At 67.0% G+C, this 17384-nt stretch carries 21 protein-coding genes and 1 tRNA gene; 7 read left to right on the top strand and 15 right to left on the bottom strand.

Going from position 1 to position 17384, the window contains the following annotated elements; genetic code table 11:
- Window positions 1-19: 19 nt before the first annotated feature.
- Entirely contained in the window at window positions 20-466 is a 447-nt protein-coding gene (locus tag AC0L6G_RS05760; protein ID WP_473252973.1) for an endonuclease domain-containing protein, read from the bottom strand.
- A 152-nt stretch (window positions 467-618) separates the two neighbouring features.
- On the opposite strand from AC0L6G_RS05760, the gene AC0L6G_RS05765 reads away from it, so the two are divergent.
- The 4 genes from AC0L6G_RS05765 to AC0L6G_RS05780 all read left to right on the top strand — a co-directional run bounded on the left by AC0L6G_RS05765 (window position 619) and on the right by AC0L6G_RS05780 (window position 6172).
- The gene (locus AC0L6G_RS05765; protein ID WP_293828158.1) at window positions 619-1182 is read left to right on the top strand and encodes an FKBP-type peptidyl-prolyl cis-trans isomerase; all 564 of its coding nucleotides are present in this window, start codon (window positions 619-621) and stop codon (window positions 1180-1182) included.
- 133 nt (window positions 1183-1315) lie between these two features.
- Window positions 1316-1933, top strand: a complete 618-nt coding sequence (locus AC0L6G_RS05770; protein ID WP_293828157.1) for a hypothetical protein — start codon at window positions 1316-1318, stop codon at window positions 1931-1933.
- A gap of 134 nt (window positions 1934-2067) precedes the next feature.
- Window positions 2068-4035, top strand: a complete 1968-nt coding sequence (locus AC0L6G_RS05775) for a M61 family metallopeptidase (protein ID WP_473253216.1) — start codon at window positions 2068-2070, stop codon at window positions 4033-4035.
- Between the two features lie 160 nt (window positions 4036-4195).
- A complete protein-coding gene (locus tag AC0L6G_RS05780) occupies window positions 4196-6172 on the top strand; it encodes a M61 family metallopeptidase (protein ID WP_293828260.1) in 1977 nt (658 codons plus the stop codon).
- Between the two features lie 50 nt (window positions 6173-6222).
- Here the strand turns inward: AC0L6G_RS05780 and AC0L6G_RS05785 are convergent, their stop codons facing one another.
- The 3 genes from AC0L6G_RS05785 to rplJ all read right to left on the bottom strand — a co-directional run bounded on the left by AC0L6G_RS05785 (window position 6223) and on the right by rplJ (window position 8001).
- Window positions 6223-6903, bottom strand: a complete 681-nt coding sequence (locus tag AC0L6G_RS05785; protein ID WP_293828261.1) for a type 1 glutamine amidotransferase domain-containing protein — start codon at window positions 6901-6903, stop codon at window positions 6223-6225.
- A gap of 136 nt (window positions 6904-7039) precedes the next feature.
- Complete coding sequence (gene rplL / locus AC0L6G_RS05790; RefSeq protein ID WP_293828262.1) at window positions 7040-7423, bottom strand: 50S ribosomal protein L7/L12; 384 nt, start codon at window positions 7421-7423, stop codon at window positions 7040-7042.
- A 62-nt stretch (window positions 7424-7485) separates the two neighbouring features.
- Window positions 7486-8001 (bottom strand): 50S ribosomal protein L10, encoded by a 516-nt coding sequence (rplJ, locus tag AC0L6G_RS05795; RefSeq protein WP_291540259.1) that lies wholly within the window; start codon window positions 7999-8001, stop codon window positions 7486-7488.
- Window positions 8002-8318: 317 nt separating this feature from the next.
- Here rplJ and AC0L6G_RS05800 point away from each other — a divergent pair, with 317 nt between their 5' ends.
- Window positions 8319-9026: a glutathione S-transferase gene (locus AC0L6G_RS05800; RefSeq protein ID WP_473252974.1), complete on the top strand. Its 708-nt coding sequence runs from the start codon at window positions 8319-8321 to the stop codon at window positions 9024-9026.
- Between the two features lie 3 nt (window positions 9027-9029).
- Here AC0L6G_RS05800 and AC0L6G_RS05805 read toward each other — a convergent pair whose 3' ends face one another.
- The 4 genes from AC0L6G_RS05805 to AC0L6G_RS05820 form a co-directional block, all read right to left on the bottom strand.
- Window positions 9030-9614: a DUF2059 domain-containing protein gene (locus tag AC0L6G_RS05805; protein ID WP_293828264.1), complete on the bottom strand. Its 585-nt coding sequence runs from the start codon at window positions 9612-9614 to the stop codon at window positions 9030-9032.
- A gap of 70 nt (window positions 9615-9684) precedes the next feature.
- Window positions 9685-10137 (bottom strand): NUDIX hydrolase, encoded by a 453-nt coding sequence (locus AC0L6G_RS05810; RefSeq protein ID WP_293828265.1) that lies wholly within the window; start codon window positions 10135-10137, stop codon window positions 9685-9687.
- 136 nt (window positions 10138-10273) lie between these two features.
- On the bottom strand, window positions 10274-11353 hold the full coding sequence (locus AC0L6G_RS05815) for an AI-2E family transporter (protein WP_291540270.1): 1080 nt from the start codon (window positions 11351-11353) through the stop codon (window positions 10274-10276).
- Window positions 11354-11430: 77 nt separating this feature from the next.
- On the bottom strand, window positions 11431-11847 hold the full coding sequence (locus tag AC0L6G_RS05820; RefSeq protein ID WP_291540272.1) for a winged helix-turn-helix transcriptional regulator: 417 nt from the start codon (window positions 11845-11847) through the stop codon (window positions 11431-11433).
- Window positions 11848-11900: 53 nt separating this feature from the next.
- Between AC0L6G_RS05820 and AC0L6G_RS05825 the strand changes: the two genes are divergently transcribed.
- Together AC0L6G_RS05825 and AC0L6G_RS05830 are read left to right on the top strand one after the other, a co-directional pair.
- Window positions 11901-12509, top strand: coding sequence for an NAD(P)-dependent oxidoreductase (locus AC0L6G_RS05825; protein ID WP_293828266.1), 609 nt, complete (start codon window positions 11901-11903; stop codon window positions 12507-12509).
- Window positions 12510-12520: 11 nt separating this feature from the next.
- On the top strand, window positions 12521-13027 hold the full coding sequence (locus AC0L6G_RS05830; RefSeq protein WP_293828267.1) for a nuclear transport factor 2 family protein: 507 nt from the start codon (window positions 12521-12523) through the stop codon (window positions 13025-13027).
- Window positions 13028-13141: 114 nt separating this feature from the next.
- Here AC0L6G_RS05830 and rplA read toward each other — a convergent pair whose 3' ends face one another.
- The 7 genes from rplA to AC0L6G_RS05865 form a co-directional block, all read right to left on the bottom strand.
- Complete coding sequence (gene rplA, locus AC0L6G_RS05835) at window positions 13142-13831, bottom strand: 50S ribosomal protein L1 (protein WP_293828269.1); 690 nt, start codon at window positions 13829-13831, stop codon at window positions 13142-13144.
- Between the two features lie 3 nt (window positions 13832-13834).
- Entirely contained in the window at window positions 13835-14266 is a 432-nt protein-coding gene (gene rplK / locus AC0L6G_RS05840; protein ID WP_293828271.1) for a 50S ribosomal protein L11, read from the bottom strand.
- A 358-nt stretch (window positions 14267-14624) separates the two neighbouring features.
- On the bottom strand, window positions 14625-15200 hold the full coding sequence (nusG, locus tag AC0L6G_RS05845) for a transcription termination/antitermination protein NusG (RefSeq protein WP_017506694.1): 576 nt from the start codon (window positions 15198-15200) through the stop codon (window positions 14625-14627).
- Window positions 15201-15213: 13 nt separating this feature from the next.
- A complete protein-coding gene (gene secE / locus AC0L6G_RS05850) occupies window positions 15214-15513 on the bottom strand; it encodes a preprotein translocase subunit SecE (protein WP_291540519.1) in 300 nt (99 codons plus the stop codon).
- 70 nt (window positions 15514-15583) lie between these two features.
- Window positions 15584-15659, bottom strand: a tRNA-Trp gene (locus tag AC0L6G_RS05855).
- A 109-nt stretch (window positions 15660-15768) separates the two neighbouring features.
- Entirely contained in the window at window positions 15769-17103 is a 1335-nt protein-coding gene (locus AC0L6G_RS05860; protein WP_473252976.1) for a hemolysin family protein, read from the bottom strand.
- A 94-nt stretch (window positions 17104-17197) separates the two neighbouring features.
- Complete coding sequence (locus AC0L6G_RS05865; protein WP_291540514.1) at window positions 17198-17332, bottom strand: hypothetical protein; 135 nt, start codon at window positions 17330-17332, stop codon at window positions 17198-17200.
- Window positions 17333-17384 lie beyond the last annotated feature (52 nt).

A 17384-nucleotide genomic window follows, 5' to 3' on the forward strand; every position in this document is an offset into this window, starting at 1 on the left:
TCGGCGCTTGCGCGCAGACTCAAATGGAGTGTTGCGGGAACGCGCACATATACGCGCATTCGCGACGAAATAAAGGCCTATCCTCCCCGTCGCACGCGATGGGGAGGGGGACCGCGCCCGAAGGGCGTGGTGGAGGGGCTGTTTCAGCTTCGCTGACGTTCTCTTGACCGCGCGCGAACCTCGCCCGCCGGAACATCAGGATTTCATCCAGCCCATCTCTTACGCTCAAGGCGAAAAAGCGAACCACATCGATCTTCTGCGCGGCCAGCCAGGCGGTGCGGCGCAGATCATGCGTGGCCTGACCGTCCTGCTCATGGATCGCGCCGTCCACCTCGACGGCCAGCCGCGCTGCCGCGCAATAGAAGTTCAGGATATAGGGTCCGATCGGATGCTGACGTCGAAACTTGAAGCCGCCCAGCTTGCCGCCTTTCAGACAGGCCCACAGCCTCGCCTCCGGCGGCGTCAAGCTACGTCGCATCTTCGCAGCCCGCTGAAAAATGATCGGTTCAGACCGCAAACAGCCCCTCCACCGCTTCGCGGTCCCCCTCCCCATTGCTACGCAACGGGGAGGAAAAGTCACGCATTGCCGCCATGATCGCCGTCCTCTAGCGTCGCTTCATGACTCGCACCGCCCTGCCCCTGTTCGCCGTCCTCGCCCTCTCCGCCGGCGTTCTGTCCGCCTGCGCCACGCACAAGCCCGTGACCTATGCCGAGACGGCCTCCGCCGCCGCCCGCGCCGCCGCCCAGGTGCAGGGCGAAGCGGGCCTTACGCCCCAGCAGGTCTGGGACCGGGGCAACGCCGACTATCTGGCCTGGAACGGCGCCCGGCGCGGCTGGACCACGACCGAGAGCGGGCTTCAGTATCGCCGCGTCGGCAAGGCCCATCCCGACGCCCCGCGCCCCGGCCCGACCGACACGGTCAAGGTCCACTATCGCGGGACCTTCATCGACGGGCGCGAGTTCGACAGCTCCTATTCCCGCAACGAACCGGCCGAATTCCCTCTGAACCGCGTCATCAAGGGCTGGACCGAGGGCGTGGGCCTGATGCACGTCGGCGAGATCTACGAATTCGTCATTCCCGCTTCCCTGGCCTATGGCTCGCGCTGGGTCGGCGGCGACGAACTGCCGCCCAACTCCACCCTGCGGTTCTCGGTCGAACTGCTGGAGGTCAAGCCGGGCTGAACCGGCGTTTCAGGCGGGGCGGTGGGCGCGCTCCATCCTATTCCGGCGCGGCGTCGCCTGTCTTTTCAACGCCTTGCCTGCCGGCAGCGTCCATCTTCCGGCCATAGGAGGCGGCGGCCGTATCATGGCCGGCATGACCGATCACCTCCGATACCTGCCCGACTCCCCGCCGCCGCCCCAGACCCGACGCTCGGCCGAGACCTGGGCCGCAGCCCGCGCCGACTATCTGGCGGGCGGCTCGGCCGCCGAGGTTTGCGAGCGCCACAGCCTGCCTCTGTCCACCTTCCGCTGGCGCGCCCAGCAGGAGGGTTGGCGGCGCATGGACCAGCCGGCGTCCGGCGCGCCCTTCCACGTCTCGGACGATCCCGGCGACTATCGCAACTGGATGCCGGCGCCCGCGCCGATCGACGACGATCCCGACGCCGCCGGCGCCCCGGAAACGGACGCCGCCCCGCCGGCCTCGCCACGGGACGACACCTCCGCCGCGCAAGCCGACGCCTATCCGTACGACGACGGCGTGCCGGTCGCGGCCGACCTTTGCGAACAGGCCTGGTTCAACGCCGCCCGCGCCATCCGCCAGGGCCGCATGATCGAGGCGCGGGGTTGGACCCGACTGCACAAGGAGTTGGCCGCCCTGGCCCACGACCGCGACGCCGACCGCATCCGCCGCCTCAACGAGAGGGTCGGCCGCAATCTGGCGGACCTGAAGACGGCGATCGGCGCCATGCGCGCCGCGCCCCACGACCTCTGATCGCCCGGACTGAAAACTTGGACTCTTGGACTCGTTGGACTGTTTTTTCTGAAGTCCAACTTCCCTGCCGGCTTGACGCGCCGCCCCCTGCGGCGGACTGTCGCGCCTCCCCCCAGGCAGTCTGAGTGTCCGTGATGATCCCGACCCGTCTTCGCACCGCCGCGCCCGGCCTCGGCCTGGCGCTGCTTGTCGTCTCGGCCGCCCCCGCCGCCCTGGCTCAGCAGGCGTCGACCTACGCCCCCGCCCTGCCCGCGCCCCTGCCGCCGATCCCGGACGCCCAGGACGTCGCCTATCCCGGCGTGATCCGGCTGAATGTCGACGCCACCAATCTGGCCCAGCGCATCTTCGCCGTGACCGAGACCATTCCGGTCGCCCGCCCCGGCCCGATGGTGCTCTATTTCCCCGAATGGCTGCCCGGCAATCACGGGCCGGTCGGCCCGATCCCCCAGTTGGCGGGGCTCGAGATCAGCGCCGACGGCCAGCGGGTGGAATGGGTGCGCGACACCCTTCGTCCCTTCGCCTACCACATCGTCGTCCCGGCCGGCGCGACCGCCCTGGAGGTGAAGCTCCAGCACCTGTCGCCGACCACCGGCGCCCAGGGCCGCATCACCATGACGCCCGAAATGCTGAACATCCAGTGGGAGAAGATGCTGCTCTATCCGGCCGGCCACTGGTCGCGGAACATCACGATCCAGCCGACGGTCAGGTTCCCCTCGGGCTGGTCCTTCGGCACGGCGCTGGAGCCCGAGACCAAGGACGGCGATCTCCAGACCTTCAAGCCGGTCGATCTGGAGGTGCTGATCGACAGCCCCGTCTTCGCCGGCGTCCACTATCGCCAGATCGACCTCGACCCCGGCGGCCGCTCGCCGGTGCGCGCCAATATCGTGGCGGACGAGGCCGACAATCTGAACGCCACGGACGAGCAGATCCAGATCCTGCGCAATCTGGTGACGCAGATGGACCGCCTGTACGGGGCGCGCCACTTCGATCACTACGACTTCCTGATCGCCATGACCGACAAGCTGGGCGGCATCGGGCTGGAGCATCATCGCAGTTCGGAGAATTCGGTCGATCCCGCCTTCTTCACCGGCTGGGCGACGCATCTGGCCGACCGCGACCTGCTCAGCCACGAGATGAACCACTCCTGGGACGGCAAATGGCGCCGCCCCGCCGACCAGTATGTGCCGAACTTCAACAGTCCCCTGCAGAACAGCCTGCTGTGGGTCTATGAGGGCCAGACCCAATACTACGGCCAGGTGATCGCCGCCCGGTCCGGCCTTCTTACCGCCCAGCAGGCGATGGACTCCCTGGCCCTGACCGCCGCGACCTATGACACCCGCGTCGGGCGCGAATGGCGCGCGATGCAGGACACGACCAACGACCCGATCATCAGTCAGCGCCAGGCCAAGGGCTGGCTGTCGTGGCAGCGCGACGAGGACTACTATTCGGAGGGGCAGTTGATCTGGCTCGACGTCGACACCCTGATCCGGGAGAAGACGAACGGCAGGAAGTCGCTCGACGACTTCGCCCGCGCCTTCTACGGCGTCCAGGACGGCGACTATGCGCCCGCCCCCTATACGTTCGACGACGTGGTCGCCGCCCTGAACGGCGTGGTGGCCAACGACTGGGCGACCTTCCTGCGCAGTCGCCTGGATGCGGACGGCCCCGACGCCCGCGCCCCGCTGGACGGGCTGGCGCGCGGGGGCTGGCGCCTAACCTACGCCGACACGCCCACCGACTATATGAAGACCCTGTATTCGGAGCTGAAGCGCAACGACTTCACCTATTCCCTGGGCTTCCAGACCGGCGAGGGAAACAAGATCCGCAGCGTCCAGTGGAACGGCCCGGCCTTCAAGGCGGGCCTGGCCGTGGGCATGGAGATCGTCGCCGTGGGCGGCCAGGCCTCGACCCCCGACCGCCTCACCGCCGCCGTGACCGCCGCCAAGGACCCGGCCGTGCCCGTCACCCTGATCGTCAAGGACGGCGACCAGTTCAAGACCGTCGTCCTCGACTACCACGACGGCCTTCGCTACCCGCGCCTGGAACGCATCCCCGGCGCGCCCGACCGCCTGACCGACATCCTGACGCCCAGGCGGCGCTGAAGACCGAATGAAGGATCTCCTCCGCACTCCGTGGGGAGGAGGCGCGGCGCGCCTTCGCGCCGTGACGGAGGGGTCTTTAACGCCGCACCCGGCGGCTCATGCTTGACGCATCGCCCCGCGCGCCCGACGGTGCGGCTTCCCCGCCGAACCGGATGACCGAATGCCGCGTACCCGCCTGACCGTCGCCTGCCTCGCCCTTCTGATGAGCGGCGTCGCCCTTCCCGCCCTGGCCCACAGCTTCCAGTCCACCCCCGTCGTCGTCGACGCAGCCCAGGCGCCCCTGGCCCTGCCCCGCGACCAGCCGGCCATCCCCGCGCCGCAGGACCGGCCCTATCCCGGCGTCATCCAGTACCGCGCCGACATCACCGACCTGGATCGCCGCATCATCCGCGTCAGCCAGACCATCCCCGTCGCGGCGCCGGGGCCGCTGACCCTGCTCTATCCGAAATACCTGCCCGGCAACCACGCCGCGACCGGCCCGATCCAGCTTCTGTCGGGCCTGACCGTCACCGCCGACGGCCGGCGGATCGAATGGCTGCGCGACACGCTCGACCCCTACGCCTTCCACCTCGACATCCCGGCGGGCGTCGACGCCATCGAGGTCGAGTTCCAGCAGCTGACCCAGCCCGACAGCTCGAACTGGCGCGTGCTGATGACCCCGGCCATGGTCAATCTTCAGTGGGAGAAGGCCATCCTCTATCCGGCCGGCTATTTCAGCCGCCAGATCCAGGTCGCCCCGTCGCTGGTCCTGCCCGCCGGATGGAAATACGGCACGGCCCTGACGACGGCGTCCCAGGAAGGCGACGTGGCGACCTTCGCCCCCACCGACCTCTACACCCTGATCGACAGCCCCGTCTTCGCCGGCGCCCACTATCGCCGCGTCGACATCGACCCCAGCGGCGACAAGGTCCATCTGAACATTCTGGCCGACGAGGCCAAGGGGCTGGCGGCGACCGACGACCAGCTGAAGCTGTTCGAGACCATGGTCCAGCAGGCCGACCGCCTGTTCGGCGCCCGCCACTTCGACCATTACGAGTTCCTGTTCGCCCTGACCGACCAGATGGGCGGCATCGGGCTGGAGCATCATCGCAGCTCCGAGAACACCGGCGCCCCGACCTTCTTCGCCGACTGGGCCAAGAGCGCGGGCGACCGGGGCCTGCTGCCCCACGAATATGCGCATTCCTGGAACGGCAAGTTCATGCGCCCGGCGGACGAGCTTACCGCCAACCACAACGTCCCGACCCAGAACACCCTGCTGTGGGTCTATGAGGGCCAGACCGAATACTGGGGCGACGTCCTGGCCGCGCGCTCGGGCCTGCATTCCAGGGGCGTGGCCCTGGCCACCCTGGCCAATGTCGCGGCCTTCTACGACAACCAGCCGGGCCGCCAATGGCGCGCGCTTCAGGACACAAACAACCACAACCTCCTGGGCTATCGCGTGCCCGGCCAGTATCCGTCGTGGATGCGCGGCACCGGCGACTATTACCGCGAAAGCCTGCTGGTCTGGCTGGACGCCGACACCCTGATCCGCGAGGGCACGAACGGCAGGAAGTCCCTCGATGACTTCGCACGGGGTTTCTTCGGCCATGACGACGGCCAATGGGCGCCCCAGGGCTATACCTTCCAGGACGTGGTCGCGGCCCTGAACGCCGTCTATCCGCACGACTGGGCCAGCTTCCTGCGCAGCCGCCTGGATGCGGTCGGCACCGACGCCAAGGCGCCGCTGGACGGCCTGGCCCGCGCCGGCTGGCGACTGACCTACACCGACACGCCGAACGCCGACGAAAAGGCGGTCCAGACCGGCTGGGCCAACGACTTCCAGTATTCGCTGGGCTTCACCCTGTCGGGCGACAAGCTGACCAACATCCGCTGGGGCGGCCCCGCCTTCGACCAGGGGATCGGCGCCGGCTGGTCTCTGGTGGCCGTCAACGGCAAGGCCGGCTCGGCCGAGGTCCTGCGCGACGCCGTCGCCGCCGCCAAGGGAACCGACGCCCCGCTGGAGCTGCTGCTCAAATCCGGCGACCGCTTCCGCACGGTCGCCTTCGACTACCGCGACGGCCTGCGCTACCCCCGGCTGGAGCGGATCGAGGGGACGCCGGATCGCCTGTTCGACATCCTCGCGCCCCGCAGGCGCTGAGCCGAAACAACCCGTCTCCTCCGCGCTTGGCGGGGAGGAGACGCAATCGTTCAGCCCTTCAACAGCTCCAGCAGGGCCTGGGCCGCCGCGCGCGACGAGCTGGGGTTCTGGCCCGTCACCAGCTTGCCGTCCGTCACCACATAGCTGCCCCAGTCCGGCCCCCTGGAATAGTCGCCGCCATTGGCGATAAGCACGTTCTCGACCAGGAAGGGCACCACTTCCGTCAGGCCCACGGCCTGTTCCTCCGTATTGGTGAATCCCGTCACCTTGCGTCCTTCGACCAGCGGCTTCCCGTCCGGCCCGCGCACCGCCTTCAGCACGCCCGGCGCGTGACAGACGAAGCCGGTCGGCTTGTCCGCCTTGGCGAAGGCCTCGATCAGAGCGATCGAATCCGCGTCGTTGGCCAGGTCCCACAGCGGCCCGTGACCGCCGGGATAGAAGACGGCGTCGAAATCATCGGCATTCACCGACGACAGGACCAGGGTCGAGGCCAGGGCGGCTTGCGCCTCGGCGTCGGCCTTGAAGCGGCGCGTATCCTCGGTCTGGGCGTCCGGGTCGTCGCTCTTGGGGTCAAGCGGCGGCTGCCCGCCCTTGGGCGAAGCCAGCACGATCTCGGCCCCCGCATCCTTCAGGGCGTAATAGGGCGCGGCCAGTTCCTCCAGCCAAAATCCCGTCTTCTTGCCCGTATCGCCGAGTTCGTCGTGAGAGGTCAGCACCATCAGGATCTTCATGGATCGTTCCTTCTTCGTCCGGCGTCTCAGATGGGGTCGAACCGTTCGCGCGCCACCGTAGCCGGGTGTCCGAAACGAAAACGGGGCCGGTGGTTTCCCACCGGCCCCGCGATCTTCGGCAGTGCCGAGGCCCGGATTACTTAATCTGGACCTTGGCGCCGGCTTCCGTCAGCTTCTTGGCGACTTCGTCGGCGGCTTGCTTGGAGACGTTCTCGACGACGTTCTGCGGAGCGCCTTCGACCAGGTCCTTGGCTTCCTTCAGGCCCAGGTCCGAACGGACGCCGCGGACTTCCTTGATCACGTTGATCTTCTTGTCGCCGCCGTCCAGCAGGACGACGGTGAATTCGGTTTGCTCTTCGGCGGCTTCAGCCGGAGCGCCGCCGCCGGCGGCCGGAGCAGCCATGGCGACCGGAGCAGCGGCGCTGACGCCCCACTTTTCTTCCAGCAGCTTGGAGAGTTCAGCGGCTTCCAGAACGGTAAGCGCGGACAGGTCTTCGACGATCTTGGCGAGGTCGGCCATTGTCAGTTTTCCTTCGGAGGATGAGGTTCAGAGAGTGATGCAGAGATGAAAGGCGGGACCGCTTACGCGGCTTCCTTGGTGGCGTAGGCGTTGAACACGCGAGCCAGCTGACCGGCGGGTGCTTGCAGCACGCCGGCGATACGGGTCGCAGGCGCATTGAGCAGGCCGATGAGTTGACCGCGAACCTCGTCCAGCGTCGGGAGCTTCGAGAGAGCCTCGACGCCCTTCTGATCGACGACGGTTTCGCCCATGAAGCCGCCGACGATCTTGAAGCGATCGTTGGCCTTGGCGAACTCGGTGGCGACCTTGGCGGCCGTACCGGGGTTCTCGGAGTAGGCGATGCCCACCGGGCCCTTGAACAGGCCGTGGTAGTCGCTGCCTTCTTCGGCTTCGAGCGCCTTCAGCGCCAGGCGGTTCTTGACCACCTTGAACGCGCCGCCCTCCTTGCGAAGGCGACCACGCAGGTCTTCCATTTCCGCAACGGTCAGACCCAAGTTGTGGGTCACGACCACGCTGCCGGCCTCGGCGAACACGCCCTTGAGCGATTCGATAGACTCGGCTTTTTGAGCGCGATCCATTGCGGTCTCCAGTCTTGGTATTCGCCGCCGGGCTTATTCCCGACGACGGATTGGCCAAAGCGCGCCGCGTCGCCGCGAAGCGTTCAGGCCGGTCTTATTGTCCGAAGGATGCGGCTGACGGCGTCCGTCCCGGAATGCGGGCTGACGGCGCAAGGTCGCGTCCCCATCTCCCCACGGCGCCAGAGGGCTCTCTGACAGTTACGGCGCAGGTGGCCCCCACGCCCCGAAGTTCTCGGACAGGACCGTCAGAAGATGAACCTCTAACGGGAAGCGGCGCTCTTACAGGCACGGATCGACAAAAGCAAGGCGCGGATCGCATGGCCTATGAACTCTATTACTGGCCGACCATCCAGGGACGCGGCGAATTCGTGCGCCTGGCGTTCGAGGCGGCGGGCGCCGACTATGTCGACGTCTCGCGCCAGGACGACGGCGCGGCCATGGAGGCCCTGATGGCCCAGGCCGCCACGCCGTCCTTCGCCCCGCCTTTCGTCCGTCTGGGCGGCCGGATCATCGGCCAGGTCGCGGCCATCCTGGCCTGGCTGGGGCCGCAACTGGGCCTCAGTCCCGACGGCGACAGCGACCGCGCCTGGCTGAACCAGATCCAGCTGACCCTGGCCGACCTGGTGGTCGAGGCGCACGACACCCATCACCCCGTCGATCTGACGGCCTATTACGACAAACAGAAGCCGGAGGCGGCCCGGCGCGCCGAGGGCTTCCGCCAGGCGCGCATTCCCAAATTCCTGACCTGGGCCGAGACGGTGCTGGAGCGCAATCCGAATGGCCCTGACTGGATGGTCGGCGACCGCCCGACCTATGGCGACCTGTCGCTGTTCCAGGTGGTCGAGGGCCTGGCCTACGCCTTTCCCCAGGCGACGGCCCGAGCGCTGGCGACCGCGCCCAGGGTCGCCGCCGTTCGCGACCGCGTCGCCGCCCTGCCCCGTATCGCCGCCTATCTGGCCAGCGACCGCCGCATCCCCTTCAACCAGGACGGCATCTTCCGCCGTTACCCCGAACTGGACGGTTAGGTCTCAACGCCTGGACTTGACCCCGCTCTGGCCCGGGTCGCAGGTGAAGCGGGCGCAGTACTTGCTTTGAAGCTCTGTCATGAAATCCGTCATGACCGAGACCTGAACTTCCTGCGTGGCTATAGCCAATGGAACCGTTTTGGTCGCGACCGCCCGCCCCACCGGACTGCGGTAGAAGTCGATCTGTCCGCGCAGTTCCTCCTCGGTATAGATTTCGGCATAGGCGGGCGCCATTTCATCCATCAACCGCGTCGCCATGCGGCCCATAATCGGCGGCATGGCGGTGCGGACCCAGGCGGCCTCTTCGCCCTGCCCCTCGCCGATCTTTTCGAGTTCCGCGCCTATGCTCCGCTCGATCTCCTTGGCGAAGTTCGGTCCCGCCGACAAAGCGATGAGTTCGCGCGCCAAGCCGGTGCGACGCGCCAGACCGTCGTCCTGCCGGACGACCAGCAAGGGCTCCCGCCTGACTTCGACGCGCGGACCTTCGCCCTGGGTCTGATCTTGGCTCTGGGCCGCAGCCCCCGTCGCGGCCCCCGCCGCAGCCAAGCCGAACGCCAGGCCCAGCGCAAGATTTCGGATAGTGATCATGACAGCCTCCCGCCCTCCCTTATCGGCAGGCGGCGGCCCTGCTGACCAGCGCAAATCGACCGGCGGTTGTCTAATCGGCCAGCGGCGTGGCGGCGAAGTCGCGAATCAGGGCGGCCAGATCAGGTTCGTGCACCAGGTCCGCCGCCTCGCCCGGCGTCATCCAGCGCCGCTCGCGCTGATGGGCCTCGGGCCAGACGCCCATCTGGATCAGCACCTCCAGCGGATAGACCGAGACCACGCACTGGCGCACGCCCCCGTCTCGCATTCCCTTGGCGTAGCGGAAGACGCCGATGGACTGGCTGTCGATGTCGCCCTTGACCCCCGCCTCCTCCATCGCCTCCTGGGCGGCGGCCTCGGGATCGGTCTTGCCGACCATTCGACCGCCCTTGGGAATGACCCAGCGGCGCGTCTCGCGCGAGGTGATCATCAGGATGCGCCGCTGGCCGTTCTCCAGCCGCCAGGGCAAGGCCGCCACCTGACGGGTCTCGGACCGGGCCGTGCGTTTGGAGCCGACGCGCGCCAAGCTCAGGCCTCGCCGCGCGGAGTGGGTCGGTTTGTCAGCGTCACGTCCTTCTCCTCGCCCATGGCGGCCGTTCGGCGCCGCTCTCGAAACGGGATCGCGACCGCTGCGTCAAGTTGTCAGCGCACGGATGACCGGATTATTTCTCGCCCGGCGCCTTGGCCTCGGGGTCGTGCAGCACGTCCTGACGATACAGCATCGTCACCAGGGTGTGCAGCACCAGGGCCAGCGGCGTGGCGAAAAGCACCCCCAGCGGCCCGAACAGCGAGCCGATCCCCACCACGGCGAAGATGCCCAGCACGACCGGCAGGTTGGCCACGTTCTTCTGCACCATGGGCGTGATGAAGTTGGCCTCCAGCTGAGAGATGACGACATGAAGCAGCACCGCCAGCAGCGCCGTCTCCCACCCTTGCGTGGCCGCCACCAGGACTGATGGAATGGTCGACACGATCGGCCCGACAATGGGCACGAATTGCGCCAGGCCCGTCAGCAGCCCCAGCCCCAGGGCCGAGGGCACGCCGATGATCGCCAGCCCCACGCCGGTCATCGCGCCGACCAGCACCATCGAGAACAGTTGCGCCTTCAGCCAGCCCTTCAACGCCTTGCCGCAGGCGTTCAGCACCTCGCGCATCCGCGGGCGCCGATCCAGCGGCAGCATCGACAGCAACCCTTCGCGCGACTTGGCCGGCTCGATGGCCAGGAATACGCCGGCCACGATGACAAGCACCAGGGTGGTGACGCCCGAGGCGAAGCCCAAGGCGAATTTCTGCGCCACCTGCAACGCCTCTCCGGCCCGACTGCCCAGATTCTGGAGCTGCTCCAGAATCTGGGCGGCGTAGGGCTGGGCCGCGATCCAGCTCTGCACCTGCGCCCAACCCTGCGGCAGGATGGCGGTCAGGGTGTTCACCTGGTTGGCGATCTGGGCGCCGAACAGCGTCAGCACTCCGGCCAGCACCGACGCCACGATCATCAGCGACAGGAACACCGCCAGCGGGTCCGGCGTCTTCAGCCAGCGCACGATGGGATCGGCCAGCGCACGCAGGATCACCGCCACCACGATGGCCCCGAAGATCAGCAGCCACAGGGTGTGCAGCGTCACCACCAGCTGGACCGCGAAATAGCCCGCCACAAGCACGACCGCGCCGAACGCCAGCCGGCCCTTCCAGGGATCGCCGCCCGTCATGGGCTTGTCGCCCCTCAACCTACCCAAACCGAACATGACGCTCCCTTGCCTTGTCGCAACGGAACGCGGGCGGAGCGTGGCCGTTCGCCGGCCGAGATAAAAAAACTGGCCGTTCAGTGGGTTTCGAAGGATCGCCGGTCGTAGTCGGCCTGGGCCGCCGCCACCTCGGGCATCCGGGTCTCCGCCCAGTCGATCATCGACTGCATCGCCGCCATCAGCGTCATCCCCAACGGAGTCACCGCATAGGTGACGGACACCGGCGCGGCGCCCTGGACCGAGCGCGACACCAGCCCGTCGCGCTCCAGCGACTTCAACGTCTGGCTCAGCATTTTCTGCGACACCCCGTCCACCCGCTGCTTCAGGGCGTTGAACCGGATCGGCCCCTCCCCCAGCACGATCAGGACCAGGGCGCTCCACTTGTCGGCGATCCGGTCCAGCAGTCGCCGCGTCGGGCATCCGGCGGCGAACACGTCGCCGCGCGTCCAGGTTTCGTCCAAGTGACCAGGTGAGGAAAAGGTGCCGTCTTGCATGGTCCCCCTCCATAGCGCACCTGGTATCCATTGGAAACCTGAAGGAGCCTTCCATGAAAGTCTCAGTCCTCGGCGCCAGCGGCCGCGCTGGATCGGAAATCACCAAGGAACTGGCCGCGCGCGGTCATGCCGTCGTCGCCATCGCCCGCAAGCCCGACGCCATTCCCGCTGCGCCCGGCGTCACCCCCATCGCCGGCGACGCCTCGGACCCCGCCGCCCTGGCCAAGCTGATCGAGGGATCGGACGCCGTCATCAGCGCCCTGCATTTCGACGTGCCCGCCGAAACCCTGCTGACCGCGCTCAAGACTGCTGGCGTCGCGCGTCTGCTCGTCACCGGCGGCGCCGCCAGCCTTGAGGTCGCGCCCGGCGTCCGCCTGATCGACACGCCCGAGTTCCCGGAGGAATGGAAGACCTTCGCAAGAGGCGGGATCGTCTTCCTGGACGCCCTGCGCGGTGAAAAGGACATCGACTGGACCTTCTTCTCGCCCGCCGCAGTGATCGAGGAAGGCCCGCGCCTGGGCCATTTCCGCACCGGCGAGGACCAGCTGGTCGTAGACGACAAGGGCGAAAGCAAGATCAGCTTCGCCGACTACGCCATCGCCATGGTCGACGAGCTGGAGCAGCACAAACACAGCCGCGCTCGCTTCACCGCCGCCTATTGAGAGACGACGTCATGAAGCCCCTTATTCTGGCGGCGATGGCGACGGTCGGTCTGGCGGCGGGGTTCGCGCCCGCCGCCCTGGCCGCCCCCCGGTCCGACGTGGCGACAGCCAACCGCACGCCGACCGAGGCCGAGAACGCAAGAATCGTCACCGCCTTCTATGACCTGGCCTTCAACCGGCATCGCCCGACCGAGGCCGCCCGCCTCTACATCGGCGATCGCTACATCCAGCACAATCCGCGAGTCCCGAACGGCGCGGCGGCCTTCTACGGCTATTTCGAGGGCTTCTTCCGCGAACACCCGCAGTCGCGCGCCATCATCCACCGCGTGCTGGCGGACGGCGATCTGGTCGCCCTGCACGTTCAGTCTCAGGACGGACCGGCAGACGCCGGCCGGGCCATCGTGGACATCTTCCGCGTCGAGAACGGCAAGATCGTCGAGCATTTCGACGTCATCCAGCCCATTCCGGCGACGACCGCGAACGGCAACACCATGTTCGACGGCGACAGGACGGACTGACCGGTCGGCGTCGCCGTCAGAAAGACAAAGGCCCCGGAGATCGCTCTCCGGGGCCTTCATTCCTTGCAGCCTGTCGCGCTTGCGCGCGGCATGAGGCCGATCCGCGAGAACCGATCAGGCGCCCAGCGAGGCCGGGTCGACCTTGAAGCCCGGACCCATCGTCGAGGACAGGCTGATGCGCTTCACATAGGTGCCCTTGGCGCCCGACGGCTTGGCGCGGACCAGGGCGTCCACGATGGCCTTGACGTTGGCTTCCAGGGCGTCCTGGGTGAAGGACGCCTTGCCGATGCCGGCGTGGACGATGCCCGCCTTCTCGACGCGGAACTCGACGGCGCCGCCCTTGGCGTCCTTGACGGCCTGGGCCACGTTCGGGGTCACGGTGCCGACCTTGGGGTTGGGCATCAGGCCGCGCGGGCCCAGCACCTTGCCCAGACGACCGACCAGGGCCATCATGTCCGGCGAGGCGATGACGCGGTCGAACTCCATGAAGCCGCCGGCGATCTTTTCGTAAAGATCCTCGGCGCCGACGTGTTCGGCGCCGGCGGCGACAGCCTCGGCCGCCTTGGCGTCCTTGGCGAAGACGGCGACGCGGACGTCACGGCCGGTGCCCGAGGGCAGGTTCACCACGCCGCGGACCTGCTGGTCGGCGTGACGCGGATCGACGCCCAGGTTGACGGCGATCTCCAGGGATTCGTCGAACTTGGCCTTGGCGTTTTCCTTGGCCAGCTTGATGGCGTCGGAGAAGGGCAGCAGGTCCTGGGTGACGCCGGTGCGGGCCTTTTGAGCCTTGGTTTGCTTAGCCATGGATTAGCCCTCCACCACGTCAAGGCCCATCGCGCGGGCGGAGCCTTCGATGATCTTCGTCGCGGCGTCCAGATCGTTCGCGTTCAGATCCTTCATCTTCTTCTCGGCGATCTCGCGCAGCTGGGCCACGGTGATCTTGCCGGCGACTTCACGGCCGACCAGCTTGGAGCCCGACTTCAGGCCGGTGGCCTGCTTCAGGTACCAGGTCGCCGGGGGCGTCTTGGTGACGAAGGTGAACGACTTGTCCTGATAGACGGTGATGACGGTCGGAAGCGGGGTGCCCTTGGCTTCCTTCTCGGTGCGCGCGTTGAACTCCTTGCAGAAGCCCATGATGTTCACGCCGCGCTGACCCAGAGCCGGGCCGATCGGGGGCGAAGGCGTGGCCGAACCGGCCGGCACTTGCAGCTTGATATAGCCGAGAATCTTCTTGGCCATTGGTCTCTCCTATGAATGACCCGGCGAACGAACGCAGGGCCGGTGAGCCGTGGTGCGGCATGGCTGCCTCCCACGGATTTGCCGCCCCGCGAGCCGAGGCCCGCCGAGCGAAGGCGCGCGTGTAACAGAACGACCGCAAAGACACAACGACTATGGCCGGCCGCCGCTTCACAACACGTCATCCTCGCCCTTGTGGCGAGGATCCAGACTCCCGGTGCTTGGGCGGATTGCGCAATCCTCAACACCGCGAGTCTGGATCCCAGGGACAAGCCCTGGGGATGACGAAAGAAATTGGCACGCTGAAACGAAAAAGCCGCGCCCCTTGGGACGCGGCTTCAAATCTCGAATCTCGCCGGCCTCAGCCCGCGACCTTCTCCACCTGGGCATATTCCAGCTCGACCGGCGTGGCGCGGCCGAAAATGGACACGGCGACGCGCAAGCGGGCGTGTTCCTCGTCCACGCTCTCGACCGAGCCGTCGAAGCTGGCGAACGGACCGTCGATGACCTTGACCTTCTCGCCGATGTCGAAGCGGATCGTGGGCTTGGGACGCTCGACGCCCTCTTCCACGGCCCCGATGATGTTCTGGACCTCGCGCTCCGAGACCGGCAGCGGCTTGGTGCCGCCCGCGGCGCCCAGGAAGCCCGTCACCTTCGGCGTATTCTTGACCAGGTGGTAGGCCTGATCCGTCATCTCCATCTTCACCAGCACATAGCCGGGGAAGAACTTGCGCTCGGAGTTCACCTTGCGGCCGCGACGGATCTCGACGACATCCTCGGTCGGGACCAGGATTTCGGAGAAGGCGTCTTCCAGGCCCTGCTGCTTGGCCTGATCGCGCAACTGCTCGGCGACCTTCTTTTCGAAGTTCGAATAGGCGTTGACGATATACCACTTGTGGCGCGGATTGGCGGGCTTTGCAGGCGCTGCATCGGTCATGGGCGCGTCTTTCTCAGGATCCGAGAGCGATGATGTAGCGGAAGGCGTAGCCCAGGCCGGTGTCCACGATCCAGAAGAAGATCGAGGCGATCAGGACCATGATGAAAACCATCACCGAGGTGATCCAGGTTTCCTTGCGGCTGGGCCACACGATCTTTCGGCCCTCGGCGCGAACCTGGCTGATGAACTGGCCAGGGCTGGTGCGGGGTTTCTTCGGCTCGGGCGAATCGACCGTGATGGCGGCCGCGGCCGCAGCGACCTGGGGCTTCGCGCTGCCTTGAGGCCGCTTGCCGGGAGTTTTGGCCTTGGCCATCAGTTGCTCTTCACACAATTGTTCCTGTCGCCCCAGATGGGAAGTCCCATCCGGCAGCGACAGGGGGGATTGGCAGGAGTTGGGGGACTCGAACCCACGACCCCCGGTTTTGGAGACCGGTGCTCTACCAGCTGAGCTAAACTCCTAGACAATCGCGCGCACCGTCCGGTCCGCGCGTTCGCCAGAGGGGGGCGTATGCCCGACGCCGCCCTGTATTTCAAGGGCGATGTGACGCCGACCCCGCCAATGCGACAGCTAGTCTTCCAGATGGGCGGCGATGGCGTCCCGCTCGTCCTCGGCCTTGATCAGTTCCTTGAAGATCAGCTTGTCGATCCGGCGGTCGTCCATGTCCACGACCTCGACTTCGAATCGCCCGACCTGCAGCACCTCGCCCTCGTCCGGCACGCGCGAGATCTGGTGCAGGATCAGGCCGGCGACCGTGTGGAACCCTTCGTGCTCGCCGAAATCCTCGCCCAGGGCGTCGGCCAGGTCGTCCAGGTCGGTCTGGCCATCCACCAGCCAGCTGCCGTCGGCGCGCTGATGAATCCAGGCCTGTTCCTCGTCGTGTCCCTCGTCGAAGTCGCCGGCGATCATCTCCAGAATATCGGTCGCCGTCACGACGCCTTCGAAGGCGCCGTATTCGTCGACGATGAAGGCCATGTGGACCCGCGAACCCTTCAGTATCTCCAGCGCCTTCAACACCGAAGTCGACTGCGGAATGAAGGCGGGTTCGGCGACCAGCGGTTCGATGTCGATCTTGCCCGTGGTCAACAGCGCGTCCAGCACGTCCTTCTTGTGGACCAAGCCCAGGGGATTATCGACGTCGTTCTCGCGCGCCACCACGATGCGCGAATAGGGGCAGGTGCGGATTTCCTCGCGGACGACCTCCTCGGGATCGTCCAGGGCGATCCAAAAGACGTCGTGGCGCGGCGTCATGGCCACGCGCACCGGCCGATCGCCCAGGCGCATGATCTCCTCGATCATCTCCTGCTCTTCCGGCTCGATCAGGCCGGCGGAGGTGCCTTCGGCCAGGATGGTGGCCACCTCCTCCTGGGTCACGTCCGAGCCGTCGCGATCCTTGACTCCCAGCACCTTCAATATGCCCGAGGTCGAGGCGGTCAGCAGCAGGACGAACGGCTTAAGCACGATCGCCAGCGTCGAGATCGGTCCTGCCATCTTGGAGGCCACCGACTCGGGAAAGATCAGCGCCAGGCGCTTGGGCACCAGTTCGCCGATGATCAGCGAGACATAGGTGATGCACACGACCACCAGGGCCGTGGCGAAGACCTCAGTATAGGCCGTCAGCGCCGGAAAGGCGACTTCCAGGATGCGGTCCAGTTCGCCCGCGATGGTCGCCTGGCCGTAGGCGCCCGCCAGAATGCCGATCAGGGTGATGCCGACCTGGACCGCCGACAGGAACTGCGTCGGCTCCTCCGACAGCTTCAGCGCCGCTCGCGCCCCCCGGTCCCCCCGCTCCGCCCTGGCCTGGAGTTTGGACCTGCGGGAGGAGACGACCGCCAATTCGGTCATGGCGAACAAGCCGTTGAGCACCACCAGGAGCAGAACGACGACAATAGCGATGAGTAACATCTAGGGGTTTTGGAGACCAACGCGGCGCAACATCCGGCGTCCGCAGCCCTACATTAGGGCAGGAAGGCGGCCAGCGCCACGTTTTCCTTGCGTCTCAGCCCGTGCGCCCGGCCTCGATCCCGCCATAGGCGCCCGATGTCGAGCGGCCGTCGGCGTCATATTGGGTCGCGCAGGCGCTCATTCCCAGAACGGCGCCGATGAAAATGCCAAGGCGGATGGCGCGTCGCATGTGGTTGCCAAAAGGTTAACGTCCGTCTTCGAACGTAAACCAGAGCTTTCGG

Source organism: Brevundimonas sp. D3-1P (genome assembly GCF_055809335.1).